The 21,959-nt window shown below is 58.0% G+C and carries 25 protein-coding genes and 1 tRNA gene; 5 read left to right on the plus strand and 21 right to left on the minus strand.

Translation table 11 applies throughout. The features are described from left to right. Positions 1–46 precede the first annotated feature (46 nt). From rtcA to VLA07_RS15650, 4 genes are all read right to left on the minus strand, one after another. Positions 47–1,075, minus strand: coding sequence for an RNA 3'-terminal phosphate cyclase (gene rtcA, locus VLA07_RS15635; RefSeq protein ID WP_333989633.1), 1,029 nt, complete (start codon positions 1,073–1,075; stop codon positions 47–49). 8 nt (positions 1,076–1,083) lie between these two features. Continuing rightward, positions 1,084–1,872 carry a nucleotidyltransferase domain-containing protein gene (locus VLA07_RS15640; RefSeq protein WP_333989634.1) on the minus strand — a complete coding sequence of 263 codons (789 nt, stop codon included), beginning with the start codon at positions 1,870–1,872 and terminating at the stop codon, positions 1,084–1,086. 14 nt (positions 1,873–1,886) lie between these two features. Then, a complete protein-coding gene (locus VLA07_RS15645; RefSeq protein ID WP_027611573.1) occupies positions 1,887–3,113 on the minus strand; it encodes an RtcB family protein in 1,227 nt (408 codons plus the stop codon). 335 nt (positions 3,114–3,448) lie between these two features. Next, positions 3,449–4,993, minus strand: a complete 1,545-nt coding sequence (locus tag VLA07_RS15650) for an RNA-binding protein (RefSeq protein ID WP_333989635.1) — start codon at positions 4,991–4,993, stop codon at positions 3,449–3,451. 204 nt (positions 4,994–5,197) lie between these two features. Between VLA07_RS15650 and rtcR the strand changes: the two genes are divergently transcribed. Together rtcR and VLA07_RS15660 are read left to right on the plus strand one after the other, a co-directional pair. Next, positions 5,198–6,805, plus strand: a complete 1,608-nt coding sequence (gene rtcR / locus VLA07_RS15655; protein ID WP_333989636.1) for an RNA repair transcriptional activator RtcR — start codon at positions 5,198–5,200, stop codon at positions 6,803–6,805. A 174-nt stretch (positions 6,806–6,979) separates the two neighbouring features. Next, entirely contained in the window at positions 6,980–7,240 is a 261-nt protein-coding gene (locus VLA07_RS15660; RefSeq protein ID WP_247269521.1) for a hypothetical protein, read from the plus strand. Between the two features lie 31 nt (positions 7,241–7,271). Here VLA07_RS15660 and VLA07_RS15665 read toward each other — a convergent pair whose 3' ends face one another. The 11 genes from VLA07_RS15665 to thrS all read right to left on the minus strand — a co-directional run bounded on the left by VLA07_RS15665 (position 7,272) and on the right by thrS (position 16,093). Continuing rightward, on the minus strand, positions 7,272–7,694 hold the full coding sequence (locus tag VLA07_RS15665) for an RDD family protein (RefSeq protein ID WP_097088693.1): 423 nt from the start codon (positions 7,692–7,694) through the stop codon (positions 7,272–7,274). A 193-nt stretch (positions 7,695–7,887) separates the two neighbouring features. Beyond that, entirely contained in the window at positions 7,888–8,550 is a 663-nt protein-coding gene (locus VLA07_RS15670) for a DUF2625 family protein (protein WP_333989637.1), read from the minus strand. A gap of 90 nt (positions 8,551–8,640) precedes the next feature. Beyond that, positions 8,641–8,717, minus strand: a tRNA-Pro gene (locus VLA07_RS15675). Between the two features lie 88 nt (positions 8,718–8,805). Continuing rightward, complete coding sequence (locus VLA07_RS15680; RefSeq protein WP_003179985.1) at positions 8,806–9,162, minus strand: MerR family transcriptional regulator; 357 nt, start codon at positions 9,160–9,162, stop codon at positions 8,806–8,808. Beyond that, the gene (gene ihfA, locus VLA07_RS15685; RefSeq protein WP_002553164.1) at positions 9,143–9,445 is read right to left on the minus strand and encodes an integration host factor subunit alpha; all 303 of its coding nucleotides are present in this window, start codon (positions 9,443–9,445) and stop codon (positions 9,143–9,145) included. Before ihfA ends, VLA07_RS15680 begins: the two co-directional genes overlap by 20 nt. A gap of 3 nt (positions 9,446–9,448) precedes the next feature. Beyond that, complete coding sequence (pheT, locus tag VLA07_RS15690) at positions 9,449–11,827, minus strand: phenylalanine--tRNA ligase subunit beta (RefSeq protein ID WP_333989638.1); 2,379 nt, start codon at positions 11,825–11,827, stop codon at positions 9,449–9,451. Positions 11,828–11,853: 26 nt separating this feature from the next. Then, a complete protein-coding gene (gene pheS / locus VLA07_RS15695; protein ID WP_003226365.1) occupies positions 11,854–12,870 on the minus strand; it encodes a phenylalanine--tRNA ligase subunit alpha in 1,017 nt (338 codons plus the stop codon). Positions 12,871–12,979: 109 nt separating this feature from the next. Next, the gene (gene rplT, locus VLA07_RS15700) at positions 12,980–13,336 is read right to left on the minus strand and encodes a 50S ribosomal protein L20 (protein ID WP_002553161.1); all 357 of its coding nucleotides are present in this window, start codon (positions 13,334–13,336) and stop codon (positions 12,980–12,982) included. Between the two features lie 28 nt (positions 13,337–13,364). Then, on the minus strand, positions 13,365–13,559 hold the full coding sequence (gene rpmI / locus VLA07_RS15705) for a 50S ribosomal protein L35 (RefSeq protein WP_002553160.1): 195 nt from the start codon (positions 13,557–13,559) through the stop codon (positions 13,365–13,367). A gap of 60 nt (positions 13,560–13,619) precedes the next feature. Next, positions 13,620–14,171 carry a translation initiation factor IF-3 gene (gene infC, locus VLA07_RS15710; RefSeq protein ID WP_170929410.1) on the minus strand — a complete coding sequence of 184 codons (552 nt, stop codon included), beginning with the start codon at positions 14,169–14,171 and terminating at the stop codon, positions 13,620–13,622. Next, positions 14,171–16,093 carry a threonine--tRNA ligase gene (thrS, locus tag VLA07_RS15715; RefSeq protein ID WP_247269523.1) on the minus strand — a complete coding sequence of 641 codons (1,923 nt, stop codon included), beginning with the start codon at positions 16,091–16,093 and terminating at the stop codon, positions 14,171–14,173. Before thrS ends, infC begins: the two co-directional genes overlap by 1 nt. Positions 16,094–16,474: 381 nt before the next feature. On the opposite strand from thrS, the gene VLA07_RS15720 reads away from it, so the two are divergent. Together VLA07_RS15720 and VLA07_RS15725 are read left to right on the plus strand one after the other, a co-directional pair. Beyond that, the gene (locus VLA07_RS15720) at positions 16,475–16,774 is read left to right on the plus strand and encodes a hypothetical protein (RefSeq protein WP_003226370.1); all 300 of its coding nucleotides are present in this window, start codon (positions 16,475–16,477) and stop codon (positions 16,772–16,774) included. A 292-nt stretch (positions 16,775–17,066) separates the two neighbouring features. Next, a complete protein-coding gene (locus tag VLA07_RS15725; RefSeq protein ID WP_003179963.1) occupies positions 17,067–17,279 on the plus strand; it encodes a cold-shock protein in 213 nt (70 codons plus the stop codon). 72 nt (positions 17,280–17,351) lie between these two features. Here the strand turns inward: VLA07_RS15725 and VLA07_RS15730 are convergent, their stop codons facing one another. Both VLA07_RS15730 and VLA07_RS15735 read right to left on the minus strand, forming a co-directional pair. Then, positions 17,352–17,669, minus strand: coding sequence for an I78 family peptidase inhibitor (locus tag VLA07_RS15730; RefSeq protein ID WP_007961248.1), 318 nt, complete (start codon positions 17,667–17,669; stop codon positions 17,352–17,354). A 168-nt stretch (positions 17,670–17,837) separates the two neighbouring features. Further along, entirely contained in the window at positions 17,838–18,143 is a 306-nt protein-coding gene (locus VLA07_RS15735) for a hypothetical protein (protein ID WP_247269524.1), read from the minus strand. Between the two features lie 132 nt (positions 18,144–18,275). Here VLA07_RS15735 and VLA07_RS15740 point away from each other — a divergent pair, with 132 nt between their 5' ends. Further along, positions 18,276–18,488, plus strand: coding sequence for a hypothetical protein (locus VLA07_RS15740; RefSeq protein ID WP_333989639.1), 213 nt, complete (start codon positions 18,276–18,278; stop codon positions 18,486–18,488). Positions 18,489–18,521: 33 nt separating this feature from the next. Here VLA07_RS15740 and VLA07_RS15745 read toward each other — a convergent pair whose 3' ends face one another. Genes VLA07_RS15745 through VLA07_RS15760 form a run of 4 tightly spaced genes read right to left on the minus strand, consistent with a single transcriptional unit; the run spans position 18,522 to position 21,957 of the window. Next, a complete protein-coding gene (locus tag VLA07_RS15745; protein ID WP_096796176.1) occupies positions 18,522–19,550 on the minus strand; it encodes a nucleoside hydrolase in 1,029 nt (342 codons plus the stop codon). 44 nt (positions 19,551–19,594) lie between these two features. Further along, positions 19,595–19,999: a D-ribose pyranase gene (gene rbsD, locus VLA07_RS15750; RefSeq protein ID WP_027611553.1), complete on the minus strand. Its 405-nt coding sequence runs from the start codon at positions 19,997–19,999 to the stop codon at positions 19,595–19,597. After that, complete coding sequence (gene rbsK / locus VLA07_RS15755; RefSeq protein WP_027611552.1) at positions 19,996–20,913, minus strand: ribokinase; 918 nt, start codon at positions 20,911–20,913, stop codon at positions 19,996–19,998. Before rbsK ends, rbsD begins: the two co-directional genes overlap by 4 nt. Before the next feature lie 24 nt (positions 20,914–20,937). Then, positions 20,938–21,957 (minus strand): LacI family DNA-binding transcriptional regulator, encoded by a 1,020-nt coding sequence (locus VLA07_RS15760; RefSeq protein WP_027611551.1) that lies wholly within the window; start codon positions 21,955–21,957, stop codon positions 20,938–20,940. Between the last annotated feature and the right edge of the window lie 2 nt (positions 21,958–21,959).

Raw genomic sequence — 21,959 nt, forward strand, 5'->3', positions numbered from 1 at the left:
CAGCAAATTGCCGCATTCGCGAGATTGATCCGGGCTTGCGACGTGGTCAGCGACCGTTGCGGACCTCAACCCGCAGACGCTCGGGGCCCGCTTCCGAGCATTCGATAGTGACCGGCAAGAAGCGCTCGATCACCGCGATGTTGCTGTGCAGATGCTCGGTCATTCTTGGGGTAGTGAATGATCCGCCACCGGCCAGCGCCATCGGCAGCAGCAACTGGTCGGCGAGGTGTTCCGCCACCGCAGCGTCACTGCGTAACCAGTCTGTCGCTTGATTGATTGCGCTATCAGCGACCTTCTCCGCCCGTAACAACACTTGGCCAAAGGCACTGAAGACTTCGGTGACCTGCTCGAACACGTACTCCAGTAACAGCACGTTACCGGGGCCTCGCGCCGGGTCGAGCGTGATCGGATGCAAAGTTTCCGCTGCCCAGCGCAAGCGTTTCGCCACCTGATTCAGTTCACGCTCGGCGACGCTCGGTGCGAGACCGGCCGTCAGCGCCAAGGCTTGCTGCGACAGCAGCGCCCCACGCTCACACAGGTCCAGCGGCGTCAGTTGCGACGGCTGCACCGTGACGTCGATCTCACCGCCACCGGCCGGGACAAAGCCGTGACGCAGCAGATCCAGCTCAATGCCGGCCCCCATGCGCCGCATCAACGGCAACCAGCTGCGCGTAAGGAAATCGACAGGCGGCGCCAACGGATTATGCGTACCCCCGCTGATCCGTACGCGACTTGTGCCCGGCGCCTGCAACAGCGCCGGCAGCAAGGTCTGCAACACCAACGTGCAACTACCGGCCGTGCCGATTGCAAACCGGTAATCACCCGAACGAATCGCTCCCGGCTCGAAGCGCAACTCCTGCGAGCCCAGTTCCGCTCCCGCGATCCGTGCGCCGCAGACTTCGGCGGCCGCCATCACCGCCGTCAAATGCTGACGCAGCAGTCCCGGCCGACTGCGGCGGGCGCGAATCTGTTTAATGCGAAACGCCTGGCCCGTCACCATCGACAGGCTCAGCGCGCTGCGCAACACCTGACCGCCGCCAATCGCGCCGTCCAGTTCAATCACTTGCGGTTCCATTTCAATCCTTACGCATACAACCCGACGATGTCCCTGAGGTAGTCATCCAGTTTTCGCGAGTCTTCCTGAGTTCTGAGTAATGTGGGCACATCGCGTTCGAGTTCGGCAGTGATGAACCTGTGCAGCGCCGGACGACGCGGGCCGTAGGCGCGCTCGTCGGCATTGCGTTTAAGTGCCAGCAGCTCGTCGACTTCAGCCAGCAGTGCGCGGTCGTCGACCGTGGTCAGCAGGTCGGCGAAGGTCATCGGTGGACGCCCACGCCCCTGATCGATCCAGCGCACCGCCAGCAACGGCCGCAGCACGTAGAAGTACTTCTTGAACCGCACGCTGTCGCCTTGCAGGTACTGGCGAAAATTGTTTTTCGCCATCGACAGATAGTGGTTACGGGCTGCCGGCGGGCTGTAGAACGCTTCGGCCAGCTCACGCAGTTGCGCAACCTGTGCGCTTTCGCTGCGGTACACCAATGGCGAGTCGAGCCACTCCAGCAGCGTCGGGTTGGACTTGCGCAACAACCCGAGGGTCTTGCGCAGCTCCCAGCCGCTGACATCCAGCTCATCGTCCAATGGCCTCTCGATCACCGCGCGCGGCGTGTCGACCTGAACGAACCACTGCGGTTTTTCCACGTACACGAACCGTACGTCGTAGTCGCTGTCGGTCGAGGCAAAGCCCCAGGCCCGACTGCCGGACTCACAGGCGTACAACACCGTGACATTGCGCTCGCGCTCTATACGCGCCAACTCTTCCAGTACCCGCGCACGCATCGTGGCGCACAGCGGGTGGCGTTCTGCAAATTCCATGACTGCTGATCCTTTTATCCTTTGACGCACACCACTTGCCGCAGGGTGTGCAGCACTTCCACCAACTCGCGCTGGGCGTGCATGACTTTGTCGATGTCCTTGTAGGCCATCGGAATTTCGTCGATCACCGCTTCGTCCTTGCGGCACTCGACATGCGCCGTGGCGCGGATCTGGTCTTCGACGGTGAACGTATTCTTTGCCTTCGTTCGGCTCATGGTGCGGCCGGCGCCGTGGCTGCAGGAGCTGAACGACTCTTCGTTGCCCAGGCCGCGCACAATGAAACTCTTGGCGCCCATCGAACCCGGAATGATCCCGAGTTCACCTTTCTTCGCCGACACCGCGCCTTTGCGGGTGACCAGGATTTCTTCGCCGAAATGCCGCTCTTTCTGCACGTAGTTGTGGTGGCAGTTGACCGCTTCCAGCGCCACCTCGAACGGTTTGCGAATGATCTGGCGCGTGGCCTGAATCACCGCGCGCATCATCAATTCGCGGTTCTGTCTGGCGAAGTCCTGCGCCCAGCTCACCGCTTCCACGTAATCATCGAAGTGCTGGCTGCCTTCTTCGAAGTACGCCAGGTCACGATCCGGCAAGTTGGCGATGTGTTGCCGCATATCCGCCTGAGCCATCTGAATGAACAGGTTGCCAATGGCGTTGCCGACACCGCGAGAACCACTGTGCAACATGAACCAGACCCGGTTGGCTTCATCCAGGCACACTTCGATGAAGTGGTTGCCGCTGCCGAGCGTGCCCAGATGCCCACGGTTGTTGGTGTTGGTCAGTTTCGGGTACTTGTCGGTGATCAGTTTGAAACGTGGCTGAAGCCCCGCCCAGGCCTGATCGGCTTGCTGCGGAATCTCGTCCCATGCGCCCTTGTCGCGCCGCGAACGGTTCGAACTGCGGCCATGGGGCACCGCTTGCTCGATGGCGCTGCGCAGACCTTGCAGGTTGTCCGGCAAGTCGGCTGCGGTCAGCGACGTGCGTGCGGCGATCATGCCGCAACCGATGTCCACGCCGACGGCCGCCGGGATGATCGCGCCCACCGTCGGAATCACGCTGCCAATAGTCGAGCCCTTGCCCAGATGCACATCCGGCATCACCGCCAGATGCTTGAAGATGAATGGCATCTTTGCCGTGTTCATCAACTGCTCGCGGGCCTCGTTTTCCACCGGGACGCCTTCGGTCCAGAGTTTGATCGGCTTGCCGTTGGCGACTTCGAGCAGTTGGTAAGTGTGTGCTTTCATTTCTCTATTCTTTATTCGTTGGCCGATGATTCGGCGTTGTTCCGTCATGTGCAGCGACAAAAAAACAGACACTGTGGCTCTGCCAGTCGAGCCCCCGTTGCCGGGGCGGGATTCGAACCCGCGTTCCGATGGAGTACCTGTTGCATTCGCTGCCCTCTTTTTCAATAAGGTGGCACGACAAAAGTTGATGACTGTTGCGCGTTGCCGCGCACCGGGGTTAACCGGCCTCAGATGTACAGCCATCAGGCATTCGTGCCGTCACACACGCTGACAAGGGTTTGATGAGACGTCTTGGATGTAGTCCCACCGGCATTCAGCGCCTGCGACAAATCAATTCATTGCATGTCGATCGCTTCGACCCAGTGCGGCGCGCCGTAACGACCGCTGGTGAACTGCTCAAGCACATCGAACACCGCATCGCTGAAACCACCGACATTCAGAATGTCGTCGCGGTCGGCTGCCTGCGTTGCATAACCCGGCTGGATATCGATGCACACCAGCCGCGCCTGCGGGTTGATCTGCTTGATTCGTTCCCATTGGCGAATGGTCTCGCTTGCTCCATGGCGCCGCGTGTCGATCCAGGACTCGTTGTCCGATACCAGAATCAACGTATCGACCCTGGCCTTGCTGTCCGCCAGTTTCTTCAATGGCGCCGAGGAGTTGGTGCCGCCGCCAAAGGCCGCGGCCAGTTTCTCCGCATTGCTGATCACGCTGTCCCGTGGGTTGAGCTTGATATCCACCACCTTCACTTCGAACGGCATCACCCGCGCCGCCGGCTGTTTGCGCAACACCGCTGCCGCGACCAGTGCCGCCACATCAATGCAACGCACTGCGGTGGTTGCCCCCTGACGATAACCGGTCGCCGGGCTGCCCATTGAACCCGATACGTCCGGGCAAACCACCACCGCGCCCTCCAGCTTCGGCACGTTGGCCAACGACAACTCAAGTGCATCCTGCAACGCCTCGCGGATCTGCAGCGGTACGTTATCGCCAACCATCCGATAGGCCGCCAGCAACTGGTATGGATAAACCCGCGCCTTTGCCACTTCTTGCGGATCTGCAAGTCGCGCTGCCACGTAATCGACGCAACCCGAAACCTCGAACGCGCCATGCCGCGCCAGGGTGTTGAGGTTGATGCGCAACCCCTGCCAGCCCATGTTGCAGGCCTGCGCCGCCCATTGCTCTTTGCTCAGAATTTCGTTGCCGAGCAGTTGAAACGGTACCGCGGGGACTTCGCGACTCGCACCGCTGCGAAATGCCAGCAAATCACGGGTCAACTCGGGCAATGCCTGCACATCCACCGGTTTGCCGATCAGCCAGGCGAAGAACGCTTCGCGCCAGGCCTCAGCCGGCTTGGGGTGAACCATCTTCACCACGTCCGCCAGCGATGGCTGGTTGCCAATCGACGCTTGTAGCAGTTGACGTTCGGTCGCGCCGTTCAGCCAGTTCTGCACCAGACGTTTGGGTTGCGAACCAAGGGATTTGCGCCCGGTGGCGCCACTGCGCAGGATCTGCACGTAGTTGCGCAACATCTTGCCGCTGTCGATCACTTGTTCAAACACCTCAGGCACCAGCGTCGAACGGTTTGCCGTTAACGCCGCGAGCAGCAATGCCGGCATGTCTTTCATGTGGCCCTTTTGGCGAGCGTAGACAGCAGCCTTCGCCACGAAACGGCTGTCGAGTTCAGCCACCAGCTTCAATACTTGATCCAGCTGGCTTTCAGCGCTGGCGTAAAACGTCTGGTTCAGGCAACCGGTGACCGCCAGCTGGGCCAGTTGATGCTTCGGCGTGTAGGCATATGCCGAGGCACCGGAGGCATTCAAAGTGTCGCAGGCTGGCAGCTGTTTCGATTGCGTGTTGAAGAGTTTGAAGTTGGCCATCGTGGCGTCTCGCTGTGTTGTCCTGTTCGTTGCGATAGATATTGCAGCGGCTGTGCCAGCTTTTGAGAGGCGCAAAATTTATTTTTTATCTTATTGATTTATATAGTTTTTTTATTCTTTATCGATTTCTTTGAGCTGAACCGAAGACAAACCCAGTGTGAGAAACCTATCATTTGATATCGTCATTTATCTTTTGAGATAGCCATGCCCAACAAACGCACCGTCGCCATCGGTTTTATCGGCGCCACCCTGGACCGCGTTGGCAAAGGCGCCAATCGCTGGAGCCACTGGCGACCGAGCGTTGGCCTGTGCCAGCAACCGGACGTGTTGATCCATCGTCTGGAACTGATTCACGGTATCGACGCGCGCGACATCAGCCTCGCTGAACGGGTTCGCACCGATATCCAGCAGATCTCGCCGGAAACCGAGGTACACCTGCACCCCATGTCACTGCGCAATCCGTGGGATTTCGAAGAGGTCTACGGCGCGCTGCATGACTTCACGACGGCCTACAGCTTCGATACCGAGCACGAGGACTATCTGGTTCACATCACCACCGGCACCCACGTCGCGCAGATTTGCTGGTTCCTGCTGACCGAAGCACGCTATCTGCCGGCGCGCCTGATCCAGACCTCCCCCGCCCGACGCAAAAGCGAAGATGAACAAGCCACCGGCACTCACGCGCTGATCGACCTCGACCTGTCGCGTTATGACCGCATTGCCTCGCGTTTCGCCAACAAACGCCTCGAGGGCCTGGAGTTCTTGAAGTCCGGCATCGCCACCCGTAACGCGGCGTTCAACCGCTCCATCGAACAGATTGAACGCGTGGCCGTGCGCTCCAAGGCGCCCATGCTGCTGATCGGCCCGACCGGCGCCGGCAAATCGTTTCTCGCCCGACGCATCTATGAACTCAAACGCAGCCGCCATCAAATGCAGGGCCGGTTTGTTGAGGTCAACTGCGCCACCCTGCGGGGCGACGGTGCGATGTCGGCTCTGTTCGGTCACGTCAAAGGCGCATTCACCGGAGCGCAGAACGCCCGCGACGGCCTGCTACGGGCAGCGGACGGCGGCATGTTGTTTCTCGATGAAATCGGGGAGCTGGGCGCGGACGAACAGGCGATGCTGCTCAAGGCGATCGAAGAAAAGCGCTTCTTTCCGCTTGGCTCCGACAAGGAGGTCGACAGCGACTTCCTGATCATCGCCGGCACTCACCGCGATCTGCGCAGCCGCGTCGCCGAAGGCCTGTTCCGCGAGGATCTGTACGCGCGCATCAACCTCTGGACATTTGATTTGCCCGGCCTGGCCGGCCGCCGCGAAGACATCGAGCCCAACATCGATTTCGAGCTCGAACGTCACGCTCGCGATCACGGCCAACTGGTGCGCTTCAACCTCGAAGCGCGCCGACGCTACCTCGCCTTCGCCAGCTCTCGGGAAGCGGCATGGCTGGGCAACTTTCGCGAATTGTCAGCGTCGATTACCCGGATGGCCACGCTGGCGGACAGCGGACGAATTGATGAGGCGCAAGTGCAGGAAGAAATTGATCGACTGCGTTATGCGTGGGGGCTGGCGCAAGCGGACGGCGTGTCGGATGACCTCCCGGGAGACGCCGCTAGCCTCGACCTGTTTGATCGACTGCAATTGAAAGCGGTAATTGACGTATGTCGGCAAGCGGACAGACTGTCGGATGCCGGACGCAGACTGTTCGGCGTATCGCGCCAGGCCAAGGCGCAGCCGAATGATGCAGATCGCTTGAGAAAATACCTGAGCCGCTTCGGGATTGAATGGGCCGACTTGCAAGGCCGCAAAATATAGCGCGGTGTTTTCGCGGCGCTTTGTCGCGGTCATGTTTGTGGTCGGCTTGATAGAAATCCTTCTACTTTCACATTGGGCCGGGTATCTGTGACTTTACCGCTCGTCCAACGGCCAGCACCTTAGGCCTGTTCATGCCTCCAAAGAGTTACCCACATCGCGCGGAAGACTCAGATCATGAACAAGTCGATTGCAACCCTGACGCTTGCAAGCCTGCTGTTGACTGGCTCGCTCTTCACGCAGACCAGTTCGGCAGCAACACCGACGGCCTCCTCCGGCACAAATCAGGCGCAAAGCTCAGAGTCCAACGAGGAAAAAGCCAATAAAAAAGGCGAAGAAGCGTCAGGCTCAAACTCCGGCGCCGAACCGCAAGAAACGCAGAAAGACGCCGCAACCTCCAGTGACTCGGAGGACATTAAGCAAGGTTCGAAACCTTAACACCTGGGCGACTGCCGTCGCCCCACTTGACTCACCTGACACGAATCACAATTGTTGACGCAAGCATGTCGCCCAGGCGTTTGCGCGAGCCAAAGAAGATGAAAATCCAGTCGAGGATGTTCAGAAACGGCGTTGTGATATTGCGTATGAACGATTGATACAGATTGCAGTTCAAGTAGCTACGCTCATCAATCACCGACATCCCCAGCAGCTTTTTACCCAGGCTTTGCCCGTTGGGCATTGCGTCGGAAAACAGGTAATACGCCACACCCGTACCAAGAGCCAGGACAGCCACCACATTTGGCGGCAAACCAATAAACTCCGCCAGCCGTCCTACGAAGAGGATCAAAAAGTAGGTGATCAACGTATCGATGATCTGCCCACCCCAGCGACGGCCCAGCCCTGCGAGATTTTTCGGCTTTTGATATTCACTGCTGGTATTGCTGATGTCCATGCGCCTTCGCTCGATCGGAATTTAGATGACTGAGTATCGGCACCCGATCGCCAATATTTAGTGGCGCTTCAGAGGCGAGCGCACTGACAGTACGGTCTATCAAACCCCGCAATACTGCTGCACATGGCTCGGCTCGCTGAAGGTAAAGAAGTAGAAGTAAATCAGCCCTGACAGGCAGAGTATCAACCCGACATCAGAGTAGCTGCGCAGAACCATTGCCGAGCTTGCGTGCCAACTCGACATTCATTTCGAACTGTTCGCTGACATCAATCGCCGTACGGCGACTCTTTTCGACTGAGCCTTCCCGAGTCCAGAGAAACGGGAAAAACGAAAAGCACTGATCCGCTTCCAGCGCCTGCAGGTCGCGAATCCAGCCGTTCCAGCGCAAACCGTCGTAGAAGGTCGCGAGCCGATTACTCAACGCCCAACCCAGAAAGTCGGTGTAAGCAATGTGCAATGGCTCCCACAACAGCGTGTCAGGCGCCCAGTAATACATCGCCCCAACTTCTTCACCCAAACCACCGCCATTGAGAGCAAAAAAACCTCCAGCGGCATCGTCGGCGACCAACATATAAGCATCAGCACGGCCGCCATTCCAATCCAGAAGATTTCGCGGTAATTGCAGATGCCCGGAGCCGAGCACACGTAACCAACCGTGATCAATCAACAGCCCACCCGTTTCGAAGGCGATCGCACCTAAAGTCGATTTAGTCGTGAGCTGAAGACCTGAAAGAACTCTGCCATTTTCGGTGGAGGGAGGGAGTAACTGATAGTTGAGTACGGCTTCCCCCAGCATTTTTTCAATGATGGGCAGCGCCGGATCCCGCTTGTCTATCAAGTGATCCAAATTTTTCATCCAGCGACCTTTTTTTGCGCGAGCTTTGCGCAGGCACAAAAAAGCCGATCTAGATGATCGGCTTAAGTGTCTGATTTTACTCAGGAATAATGGTCGGGACGGAGTGATTCGAACACTCGACCCCTAGCACCCCATGCTAGTGCGCTACCGGACTGCGCTACGCCCCGACTGGTTTGAAACCCGCCCTTCGTCTCGAAGAGCGCTCAAGAATATATCGCAAGCTTTTGAAAACTGGAAGTATTCAAACGCAGCTTTTTATTTCTTGAGCACCACCAGTACATCTTCAAGCTCAGCGATCATCTGGCGGATCATTTGCTTGTATTGGGTGGTGTCGTCTTTGGCTTCATCGCCGGACAAACGCAAGCGTGCGCCGCCGATGGTGAACCCCTGATCGTAAAGGAGCGCGCGGATCTGCCGGATCATCAGCACATCCTGGCGCTGATAATACCGGCGGTTTCCGCGGCGTTTGACGGGGTTGAGTTGAGGAAACTCCTGCTCCCAGTAGCGCAGCACGTGTGGTTTTACCGCACACAGCTCGCTGACTTCACCAATGGTGAAGTAGCGTTTGCCCGGGATGACGGGTAGTTCGTCGTTATGACTTGGTTCCAGCATAAGCCTCAACTCGGGCCTTCAACTTCTGCCCTGGACGAAAGGTGACCACACGGCGAGCCGTGATCGGGATTTCTTCCCCCGTTTTCGGGTTGCGGCCAGGCCGCTGGCGTTTGTCCCGAAGGTCGAAATTGCCGAAACCGGACAATTTGACCTGCTCGTTGTCTTCAAGAGCGTGCCTGATTTCCTCGAAAAACAGTTCAACCAACTCCTTGGCTTCCCGCTTGTTCAGGCCCAGCTCTTCATACAGACGTTCCGCCATCTCAGCTTTCGTCAAAGCCCCCATACGTCACTTCCTTAACGTGGCGTTCAACCTTTGTTCGAGCGAGGTGAGGATATTTTGCGTCGTCGAATTCACCTCATCGTCATTAAGAGTGCGCGATGGATGCTGCCAGGTCAAGCCAACTGCAAGGCTTTTTCTATCAGGATCAATGCCTTTACCCTGATACACGTCAAACAGCCTGAGATCCGTGAGCCATTCGCCTGCATTTTCACGGATTACGTCCAGTACAGCCGAGGCCGCGACGTCTTTGTGCGCGATCAGTGCAAGGTCACGACGCACTTCAGGAAAACGCGACAACTCATGGAATTGCGGCATTTTTCCGGAAGCGACTTCAGCCAGAACCAGCTCGAAGACGAAGACCGGACGATCCAGGCCCAGGGCTTTGGACAGCTCGGGGTGAATCGCACCGATAAAGCCGACTTCACGCCCGTCCCGTTCGATGCGCGCGGTTTGACCCGGGTGCAGCGCCGGGTGTTTACCCGGAGTGAAAGTGAAGGTATCCAGTGCACCGGCAAAGCCCAACACCGCTTCAACATCAGCCTTCACGTCGAAGAAATCGACGGTGTCGCGACCCTGCGCCCAACCTTCCGGCAGACGGCTGCCGCAAACAACACCCGACAGCATCGGTTCTTGCTTCAGACCTTCCAGCTGACCGACGAAGCGCAGACCGCTTTCGAACAGACGCACGCGATCCTGCTGGCGGTTCAGGTTGTGCTGCAACGCCTTGACCAGGCCCGGCCACAGCGAGGAACGCATGGCAGCCATATCATTGGAAATCGGGTTGGCCAGCAACAGCGGCTCAACGCCCGGGTTGAACAGTTCGAACTGTTTCGGATCGATGAAGCTGTAAGTGATCGCTTCCTGATAACCACGGGCTACCAGCAGACGACGCAGCTCAGGCAATTCGCTGCGTGCTTCAGCCTTCGCTTGCGGCGCCAGACGCGCTTGCGGGTAACGAACCGGCAAACGGTTATAGCCGTACAGACGCGCCAGCTCTTCGATCAGATCGACTTCCAGACTGATGTCGAAGCGGTGACTTGGCACTTCTACGCGCCACTGCTCTGCGCCGTCAGCGGAAATCTTCAGACCCAAGGCGCTGAGCAGACGCTCGACCTGCGCCGAATCCATTTCCATCCCCAGCATCTGGGTGATGCGCTGCGCACGCAGGGTGATCGGCGCGATCGACGGCAGGTGCTGTTCGCTGACGGTCTCGATGATCGGGCCGGCTTCACCACCGGTAATTTCCAGCAGCAGGCCAGTGGCGCGCTCCATGGCTTCACGGGCCAGTTGCCAGTCCACGCCACGCTCGTAACGGTGCGAGGCGTCGGTGTGCAGGCCGTAGGAACGAGCCTTGCCCGCCACAGCGATCTGATCGAAGAAGGCACTTTCCAGGAAAACGTCGCGAGTGGTTGCGGACACACCGCTGTGCTCGCCACCCATTACGCCGGCAATCGCCAGAGCGCGGGTGTGGTCGGCAATCACCAGGGTATCGCTACGCAGGCTGACTTCCTGACCGTCGAGCAAAACCAGCTTCTCACCCTCTTCCGCCATACGCACGCGGATGCCGCCATTGATTTCGGCGAGATCGAAAGCGTGCAGTGGCTGACCCAGCTCAAGCATCACGTAGTTGGTGATGTCGACGACAGCGTCGATGCTGCGCACATCGGCGCGGCGCAGACGTTCAACCATCCACAGCGGGGTTGGTTTGGACAGATCAACGTTACGGATGACACGACCCAGGTAACGCGGGCAGGCGGCAGGCGCCAGCACTTCTACCGGACGCACTTCGTCGTGCACAGCCGAAATGGTCATGACCACCGGGCGAGTGACCGGCGTGTCGTACAGCGCACCCACTTCACGGGCCAGACCGGCCAGCGACAGGCAGTCGCCACGGTTCGGGGTCAGGTCGACCTCGATGCTGGCATCTTCCAGATCCAGGTACACACGGAAATCTTCGCCCACCGGCGCATCGGCCGGCAGTTCCATCAGACCGTCGTTGCCTTCACCGACCTGCAGCTCGGCTTGCGAGCACAGCATGCCGTTGGACTCGACGCCACGCAGCTTGGCCTTCTTGATCTTGAAGTCGCCCGGCAGTTCGGCACCGATCATGGCGAACGGAATCTTCAGGCCCGGACGCACGTTTGGCGCACCGCACACGACCTGGAAGGTTTCCGCACCATTGCTGACCTGGCACACACGCAACTTGTCGGCATCAGGGTGCTGCTCGGTGCTCAGCACCTCGCCCACGACCACGCCGCTGAATATACCGGCGGCCGGGGTCACGCTATCGACCTCCAGACCCGCCATCGACAGACGAGCAACCAGCTCGTCGCGACTTATCTGCGGGCTAACCCAGCCACGCAGCCATTGTTCACTGAATTTCATCCTGCTCTCCTAAGAATTCGTTACGACTAGCGAAATTGCGCGAGGAACCGCAAGTCGTTGTCGAAGAACAGACGCAAGTCGTTCACGCCGTAACGGAGCATTGCCAGACGCTCGACACCCATGCCGAAGGCAAAACCGGAGAACTCTTCCGGATCGATGCCGGACATGCGCAGCACGTTCGGGTGCACCATGCCGCAGCCCATGACTTCCAGCCAGCCGGTCTGCTTGCAGACGCGGCAGCCTTTACCGCTGCACATCACGCATTCCATGTCGACTTCAGCGGATGGCTCGGTGAACGGGAAGTACGAAGGACGGAAACGGACGGCCAGCTCTTTTTCGAAGAACACCCGCAGGAATTCTTCGATGGTGCCTTTGAGGTCGGCGAAATTGATGTCGCGATCGACCAGCAGGCCTTCGACCTGGTGGAACATCGGCGAGTGGGTGATATCGGAGTCGCTGCGATACACACGGCCAGGGCAAACGATGCGGATCGGCGGCTGCTTGGACTCCATGGTGCGGACCTGTACCGGCGAGGTATGGGTGCGCAGCAACATGTTGGCATTGAAATAGAAAGTGTCATGCATCGACCGGGCCGGGTGGTGGCCTGGGATGTTGAGCGCTTCGAAGTTGTGATAGTCGTCTTCGACCTCAGGGCCTTCGGCGATGCCGTAGCCGATGCGGGTGAAGAACTGCTCGACTCGTTCCAGAGTCCGGGTCACAGGATGCAGACCACCGGAGGTCTGGCCACGGCCCGGCAACGTCACGTCAATGGATTCGGCAGACAGTTTGGCAGCCAGTTCGGCTTCTTCAAACAGAGCCATGCGCGCATTGAGAACGCCTGTAACACGCTCCTTGGCAACGTTGATCAGGGCGCCGACTTGCGGACGCTCTTCTGCCGGCAAATTCCCCAGGGTCTTCATCACCTGAGTCAATTCACCCTTTTTGCCAAGGTATTGAACCCGGATTTGCTCCAGGGCATTGATATCTTCAGCGCTTTGCACAGCCTCTAGTGCTTGAGAGACCAGCGCATCCAGGTTTTCCATGTACAGACTCCAGATACAAAATAGGGGAAGAGCTTGAAGGCTCTTCCCCTATTTATGACGTTTAACACCTGGCCCCACAGAGGTGAGGCCGGGTGACTGTCGGGGGTACTTAAGCCAAGGTGGCTTTAGCTTTCTCGACAATCGCAGCAAACGCCGCTTTTTCGTTCACTGCCAGATCAGCCAGAACCTTACGGTCGATCTCGATGGACGCTTTTTTCAGGCCAGCGATGAAACGGCTGTAGGACAGACCGTTAACACGAGCACCAGCGTTGATACGAGCGATCCACAGAGCGCGGAACTGACGTTTTTTCTGACGACGGTCACGGTAGGCGTATTGGCCTGCCTTGATTACCGCTTGCTTGGCAACACGGAATACGCGGGAGCGTGCGCCGTAGTAGCCTTTAGCAAGTTTCAGAATTTTTTTGTGACGCTTACGGGCAATGACGCCACGCTTTACACGAGCCATGAGTTACTTCCTCTATTCTTGACTAAAATTAACGAAGGCGCAGCATGCGCTCGACTTTTGCCACGTCAGACGGATGCAGCAAGCTGCTACCGCGCAGTTGACGCTTACGCTTGGTCGACATTTTGGTCAGGATGTGGCTCTTGAAAGCGTGCTTGTGCTTGATACCGTTAGCAGTTTTCAGAAACCGCTTAGCAGCACCACTTTTGGTTTTCATTTTTGGCATGTTCGGATACTCCGCATTCAGTTGATAAACATAATCAGAAGGCCTGCCGTGCCCTGTTGATTACTTCTTCTTTTTCGGGGCGATGACCATGATCAGCTGGCGTCCTTCCATCTTAGGATGCTGTTCGACCGAACCGTACTCGAGCAGGTCAGCTTCAACCCGCTTGAGGAGTTCCATCCCCAGCTCCTGGTGGGCCATCTCACGGCCGCGGAATCGCAAGGATACCTTGGCCCTGTCCCCGTCACTCAGGAAACGTACCAGGTTGCGCAGTTTTACCTGGTAATCCCCTTCCTCCGTCCCTGGACGAAACTTGATTTCTTTTACCTGAATCTGCTTCTGGTTTTTCTTCGCTGCTGCAATCTGCTTCTTCTTCTCGAAGATCGATTTGCCGTAGTCCATCACCCGGCAAACCGGTGGGACTGCGTCAGCAGAGATTTCTACCAGATCAAGCTTTGCTTCTTCAGCAATACGAAGCGCTTCATCAATCGAGACGATGCCAATCTGCTCGCCATCAGCGCCAATTAACCGAACCTCGCGTGCCGAGATATTCTCGTTGATCGGGGCTTTCGGTGCAGCTCGTTTATCTTGTCTCATTTCACGCTTAATAATAATTACTCCGAATCTGGGCGACCACGCCGGGAAACCGCTTGCGCGAGAAACTCAGCGAACTGGGCGACGGGCATCGAGCCCAGGTCAGCACCTTCACGAGTACGCACAGCGACAGTCTGCATCTCGACTTCCTTATCTCCGATAACCAAAAGATAGGGAACCTTGAGCAAAGTATGCTCGCGGATTTTAAAGCCGATCTTTTCATTTCTCAAGTCGGACTTGGCACGAAATCCGCTTTCGTTGAGAGTTTTTTCAACCTGAGCGACGAAATCTGCCTGTTTATCAGTGATATTCATGATCACTGCCTGGGTTGGCGCCAGCCACGCAGGGAATGCACCTTCGTAATGCTCGATCAGAATCCCGACGAAACGCTCGAACGAACCGAGGATCGCCCGGTGCAGCATCACTGGGTGTTTGCGGCTGTTGTCTTCGGAGACGTATTCGGCGCCCAGACGGACAGGCAGGTTGAAATCGAGCTGCAAGGTACCACACTGCCAGACGCGACCGAGGCAATCTTTCAGCGAGAACTCGATTTTCGGACCGTAGAACGCACCTTCACCCGGCTGCAGATCATACGGCAGACCCGCAGAATCAAGGGCTGCAGCCAGTGCCGCTTCGGCGCGATCCCACAGCTCGTCGGAACCTACGCGTTTTTCCGGACGAGTGGACAGTTTCATCTCGACGTCGGTGAAGCCGAAATCGCGGTAAACGTCCATGGTCAGCTTGATGAACGCCGCGGATTCGGCCTGCATCTGCTCTTCGGTGCAGAAAATGTGGGCGTCGTCCTGAGTGAACGCACGCACACGCATGATGCCGTGCAACGCACCCGACGGCTCGTTACGGTGGCAGGCACCGAACTCGGCCAGACGCATCGGCAGCTCGCGGTAGCTCTTCAGGCCCTGGTTGAACACCTGCACGTGGCATGGGCAGTTCATCGGCTTGATGGCGTAGTCGCGGCTTTCCGACTCGGTGGTGAACATGTTGTCGGCGTAGTTGGCCCAGTGCCCGGATTTCTCCCAGAGGCTGCGATCGACCACTTGCGGGGTCTTGATCTCAAGGTAGCCGTTGTCACGCTGCACTTTGCGCATGTACTGCTCGAGCACTTGATACAGAGTCCAGCCGTTCGGGTGCCAGAACACCATGCCCGGTGCTTCTTCCTGGGTGTGGAACAGGCCCAGGCGCTTGCCGATCTTGCGGTGATCGCGCTTTTCCGCTTCTTCGATGCGCTGGATGTAAGCCGCCAGCTGCTTCTTGTCAGCCCAGGCTGTGCCGTAAACGCGCTGCAATTGCTCGTTCTTGGCATCGCCGCGCCAGTAGGCGCCGGACAACTTGGTCAGCTTGAAGGATTTCAGAAAACGCGTGTTCGGCACGTGCGGGCCGCGGCACATGTCGACGTATTCTTCGTGGTAGTACAGGCCCATGGACTGCTCGTTCGGCATGTCTTCGACCAGACGCAGCTTGTAGTCTTCGCCGCGGGCCTTGAACACTTCAATCACTTCGGCGCGCGGAGTGACTTTCTTGATGACGTCGTAATCCTTGTCGATCAGCTGATGCATGCGCTGTTCGATGGCGGCCATGTCGTCCGGCGTAAAAGGACGCTCGAAGGCGATGTCGTAATAGAAGCCTTCGTCGATGACCGGCCCGATGACCATTTTCGCAGTCGGGTACAGCTGTTTGACCGCGTGGCCAACCAGGTGCGCGCAAGAGTGGCGAATGATCTCCAGCCCCTCTTCATCCTTTGGCGTGATGATTTGCAGCGTCGCGTCGCTGTCGATGATGTCGCAGGCGTCGACCAGCTTGCCGTTGACCTTGCCGGCCACAGTGGCCTTGGCCAGACCGGCACCAATGGATGCGGCGACCTCGGCTACGGAAACCGGGTGATCGAATGAACGTTGACTGCCGTCGGGAAGAGTAATAGTTGGCATGGCGCCTCCTCTCCTAGTGGTGACCCCTACCAAAGGTCACGTGGGTTGGGATGAGCCAGTACAAGATCCGATCCAGGCCATTCAATGACGAACGCCTGCCTTACAGCGGCAGGAGCCTTGCGGCCAACCGGAAAACCGAACCAGAGTGACTGGGATTCAAATCAGAATTTTCGCACGCTGACCGCTGCCGGGGCTGAAGGCCATCCGGAGCCTGAGAACGCTTGAGCCCGGCATGCTAGCACAGATGAGCGGTCATCGACGTCATCGAATTGAGGTGTTGCTGATTTGCGCATTTTTGCGGCGCGAAGTGAACTTGGGATATACGCTTTGCCTCAAATAGGCTGAGAATCGTCGCCGATATCAACCCAAGGAGTTTCCGACATGCGCCTTATCAGACTTTTTGCTTTCGCGGCCCCGCTGGCCCTGCTGCTGCCGCTGAGCGCCAACGCGGCCTGGCCTGCCGGCGTCAAAGCCCAATACATGAACGACTGCACCGCCGCAGCCAGCAAGAGCGTCAATCCGGCCGAAGCCAATAAACATTGCGCTTGCGGTGCCGACGTTCTGGAAAAGAAATTCACCACGCAAGAGATCGCGCAACTGATGGACAAGAACACCCCGCCAAGTGGTGAACTGGGTCAGCGCGCACTGAAAGAAATCTCGGTTTGCCGAGTGCAGAAATAAGCGCTGACGAATGTTTTTTCGGGCGTCCAGCAGGCTGAAAACCGCCAAAAAGACCCCGAAATCGATAATTTACGCAGGTTTTATAGCTTTTTTTACACCCTCTTCTTTCGGCTGAAAGCCACTGAAACCGGGGCTTGCAGACATTTCAGAGGTTGAAATCAATGCAATATGAAAGCAAACAGCACGTCCGGGGGGCTACCAAAGCGAACATTTCGACTATGATACTCCGGTGTGCCCAGTTGGCCTGAGCAGCACAGTACTACTGAAAATATATGTTTCTTGGAGATACACCATGTCTAATCGCCAAACCGGCACCGTTAAATGGTTCAACGATGAAAAAGGCTTCGGCTTCATCACTCCTCAAGGTGGCGGTGACGACCTGTTCGTACACTTCAAAGCTATCGAATCCGACGGTTTCAAAAGCCTGAAAGAAGGCCAGACCGTCTCTTTCGTGGCTGAGAAAGGCCAAAAGGGTATGCAAGCTGCACAAGTTCGCCCAGAGTAATTTCCCGGCGCACTAAAAAAACCCCGTCCATGTGACGGGGTTTTTTATGCCTGCAACAAAAGCGGTCTGCGATCAGCCGCAGTTGACGCGAGTGACCACCAGGTTGTTGTCGGTGTTCAGATTCAGGCGATCGGAACGGTACTCCAGAGTGATCATGTCAGTTGGCTTGAGGAAGCGGGCGTTTTGCGCGCCAGCCTTGGCACGAGCCTGATCGAGCAGTTCCGGCGAAGCCTTTTTACCGATGGCAAATTCCGCTGCCTTTGCTTCACAGCGGCTATGACCGGCATCGGTCGCCACAGGATCCTTTGCCGACTCGCTGGAGGTTGTGCTGCAACCGGCCAACATGGCAACGGCCATTAGTGCACCCAGAGACGCGAACTTCAAAGGCATGAAGCCTCCTTTTTTCAAATGGTTAAGCTGAGATCGTGCGACCGCCAATTCGGCGTTTGGTTTCACAGCCGGTGCCATCACCCTGCCCCACGACCCGGAAAAACGCTGAGTCTGCCTGAAGTGCGGGCACCGCATCCTCACGCAATCGTCACCGAATATTAACGAAGCTCAATAGATGTCGATGTAATCGAGCGGTGGATTCGGCCAGTTGTCTTTCAGCGCGTTGAAAATCTGCATCACCCAGACTTCATCGCTGGCCGCGACGTTGCCGACATAACCCGAGCCCTTGGCCCAGGTCTCTAGGCGAAACAGCAGGCCATCAATATCCTGCCCGCCGGTCACACCAGAGGAAATATAGGCAATCCCACCCTTGGTCACGCGCAGTTGCGTGTGCTCATCATCGCTGGCCGACGCCAGCAACTGGCGCACAGCGTCGAGTGTCAGGCCGTCGGGGGTGTTCAAATCGATCTGCACAGCACATTCCTTGGATCAGCCGGAAAAGACCAAGTGTCGCATAGCGCCGCGCTCATGCCTAAGTCGCAGTGCCAAACGCCCGCCAAAGTGGTTAACTCGCTTTCAGACATTTCCAACTTTTCGAGCGCACTCATGAACACTGTAAGCATCTCCGCCGACATCAAGGTTCATTGGCCGAAGGGGCACAGCTCGTACAGCCCGGGCAGTGCGGAGGAGCTGGCGTTGATCAGCATCGATCTGCTGGTCAAGACGATGGGAACCCAGGGCGCACAAACGTTTATCGCCCAGGTGTTCGAGCGGTACCAGCATGACGGCGAGAACACGCACGACACCGAGAGAAAATAAAAACCCGCAGGCTGGCACCTGCGGGTCCAGGCCTTACTTCAAGCGCTTCAGACGCTCGGTCAGCAGATCGAAGAAGCCTTGAGCATCCCCATTTTCCACCCAGAAGGCGTTCTTCGGCGCCTTCAGACCGTCATACCAGTCAACGATGGTCTGGCCAAAAGTCGGACCTTCGCGACTATCCACCACAACGTTCACCGAACGACCGGTGAACAGCTCAGGCTTGAGCAGGTAAGCGATAACGGTAGCGTCGTGCACCGGGCCGCCCGGGATGCCGTAGTGCTCCATGTCACCCTTGATGTACTCGTTGAGGATGTCGCCAACGATCTTGCTTGCGTTGTTGTTCAGCGCGGCAATCTGCTTCAGGCGTGCGTCGCTGGTGAGGATCTTGTGGGTCACGTCCAGCGGCAGGTAGGTCAGTTTCACGCCGCTCTTGAGTACCACTTCCGCCGCTTGCGGGTCGGCGAACAGGTTGAATTCGGCCACCGGGGTGATGTTGCCGCCATTGAAGTGCGCACCGCCCATGATCACCACTTCCTTGATGCCATTGACGATCTCCGGCTCCTGGATCAGCGCCAGCGCCAGATTGGTTTGCGGGCCAAGCATGGCGATGGTGATGCTGTGCGGCTTGGCTTTTTTCAGGGTGTCGATGAGGTAGTTGACCGCATTGCCTTCGGCCAGGCCTTTTTTCGGCTCATGCACGGTGACACCCGACAGGCCTTCCTTGCCATGGATGTTCTCGGCGTAGATCGGCGTACGCATCAGCGGTTTCGGCGCACCGGCATACACCGGAACGTCTTCGCGCCCTGCCCATTCGCGAGCCAGGCGCGCGTTGCGCGATGTCTTGTCGAGGCGCACGTTGCCGGCCACGGTGGTCAAGGCGCGGATGTTCAGTTCATCCGGCGAAGCCAGGGCGAACAGCAAAGCGACCACGTCGTCGGCGCCAGGGTCGGTGTCGATGATCAGGTCGATCTTTTCAGCAGCCTGAGCGCCGGTGGCGGTAATAAAAGACAAAAGCAGCAGACTCCGAAGCAATTGGTGGAGTTTTTGAGCATAGCGGTGCATGGCGCATTCCTTGTGCTGATGAAAATGAAAGGGTCGGAACCCGATTAGAACGTTACCCCGGCCACCAGCACGATGTTGCAGTACGGCTGACATTCGCCTGTACGAACAATCGCCCGCGCCTGTCGGCTGAGAACCTTGAATTGCTCATGCGTCAGCAGATCGCGCCGACCGAGGGCACCCTCTTCTTGCAACTCGTCCAGCGCGACCAGGGCGGTCGGCTGCTTGTCGAGGATTTCGTTGGCCAGTACATGGCTTTCCACCTGCATTTCGCTGAGCACGACTTTCAGGGTACTGACAAAATCCGGAACGCCGTGGGTCAGCGCCAGATCAATCAATTCAACACCCGGTGGCACCGGCAGTCCGGCGTCACCGATGACCACCATGTCACCATGGCCCAGGGAGGCGATCAGCCGCGACAACGCGACGTTGAGCAGAGGAGTCTTTTTCATGCGGGTTTGAACGCCTGTACGTCGGACATGGTTGGAATGGAAGGTTGTGCGCCGGCCCGGGTCACAGACAGCGCTGCCGCGACTTGCCCGTACCGGATCGCCTCGGCCTCGGATTTGCCACTGGCGAGCGCCGCAGCAAAACCGCCGACGAAGGTATCGCCCGCGGCGGTGGTATCGACCGCCTGCACCTTTGGCGCCGGGAAGTGCTCGAAACCTTTGCCATTGGCAAACAGTGAACCTTGCGCACCGAGGGTAATGATGACCTTGCCCGCGCCCATTGCGATCAACTGGTTGGCAGCGCTTTCTGCGCTTTGCAGCGAATCGACCGGCAACCCGCTCAACGCGGATGCTTCACTTTCGTTGGGGATCAGGTAGTCGATGGCGGCAAACCAGTCTGCCGGTAGCGGACGACTGGCTGGCGCCGGATTGAGGATCACCGTCTTGCCCAACGCACGTGCACGCTTGAGCGCATGCCCTACCGTTGCATCCGGGATCTCGAGCTGGCAGATAATCACGTCGGCCGCTTGCAGCACCGCATCAAAACGGTCGATCACTGCCGGGGTCATTGCACCGTTGGCGCCAGCAACGATCACGATGGCGTTCTGACTGTTGTCATCGACCACGATCAGCGCCACGCCACTGGAATCTTCGACCGTGCTCACCGCCTGACAATCGATCTGCTCGGCCAGCAATGCCTCACGCAATTGCACGCCGTAGTCATCGTTGCCAACACAGCCGACCATTGCCACCCGCGCACCCAGGCGCGCAGCAGCGACTGCCTGATTGGCGCCCTTGCCGCCGGACACGGTGGCAAAGGAATGACCGATCAGCGTTTCACCGCCCTTGGGCAGCCGTGGTGCCCGGGTGACCAGATCCATGTTCAGGCTGCCTATTACCACTACATTTGCTGGCATACATCACTACTCGTCAATTCGGTTTCAGCGGTACTCGGTGAATACGCCGGACAGCGGCGCAGTCGATTCGCGCAAGACAATACTCGGGGTCACGATCCGTTGATCGGTGACCAGACTCGGGGTAGCAATCCTTCGCAGCAACACTTCGGCAGCCATCTCGCCCAACTGCAGGATCGACTGGCCGACCGTGGTCAACGCCGGGTACACGTAGCGACTCATCTGGATATCGTCGAAGCCGATCACCGACAGCTCGCTTGGCACGCGCACATTGCGCTCGGCCGCCGCGCGCAGCACACCGATACCGATCATGTCGTTACCGGCGAAGATCGCACTCGGCGGATTGCTTTCAAGCAGGATCGCTGCCGCGTTGTAACCACCGGTGCTGGTGAAATCGCTTTCCAGCATGCGCTCGGCCCGTACCTTGATGCCCGCCTCCTGCAGCGCCCGACAAAAACCGGCCTGACGCATTTGCGCCACGCTGGTGCTCGACGGACCACCGATGGTGGCGATGTCACGATGGCCCAGCTCCAGCAGATGCCGCGTCGCCAGATAAGCGCCATACTCATGGTCGATGCGCACCAGGTCGGCGTCGACGCCATCCAGCCCGCGGTCGACGATGACCATTGGCGTCTTCACCCCGGCCAGCCCTTGCGCAAGTCCGATGTCACCACCGGCGGAGGCGACGATCAGTCCGTCGATGCGTTTTTCCAGCAGCACGCGCAAATAGCTGCGCTGTTTTTCCGGGTTGTCGTCAGAATTGCAGAGGATCACGCAGTAGCCGTTACGCTCGCAGTAATCCTCGATGCCCCGTGCCAACTCGGCAAAATACGGGTTGAGACTGTTGGGCACCAATAAGCCAATGGTCGCAGTGGTCTTGGCTTTCAGCGAACGCGCCACCGCACTCGGCACATAGTCGAGGCTTTTGATGGCCGCCTCGACCTTCAACCGCACTTCCTGGCTGACCGGGCGCGTCTTGTTCACCACGTGAGAAACCGTGGTGTAGGAAATCCCCGCGAGCGCCGCCACATCCTTGATCGTTGCCATCT

Origin of the sequence: Pseudomonas sp. S3(2024) (assembly GCF_036861315.1) — a bacterium.
GTDB lineage: Bacteria > Pseudomonadota > Gammaproteobacteria > Pseudomonadales > Pseudomonadaceae > Aquipseudomonas > Aquipseudomonas putida_A.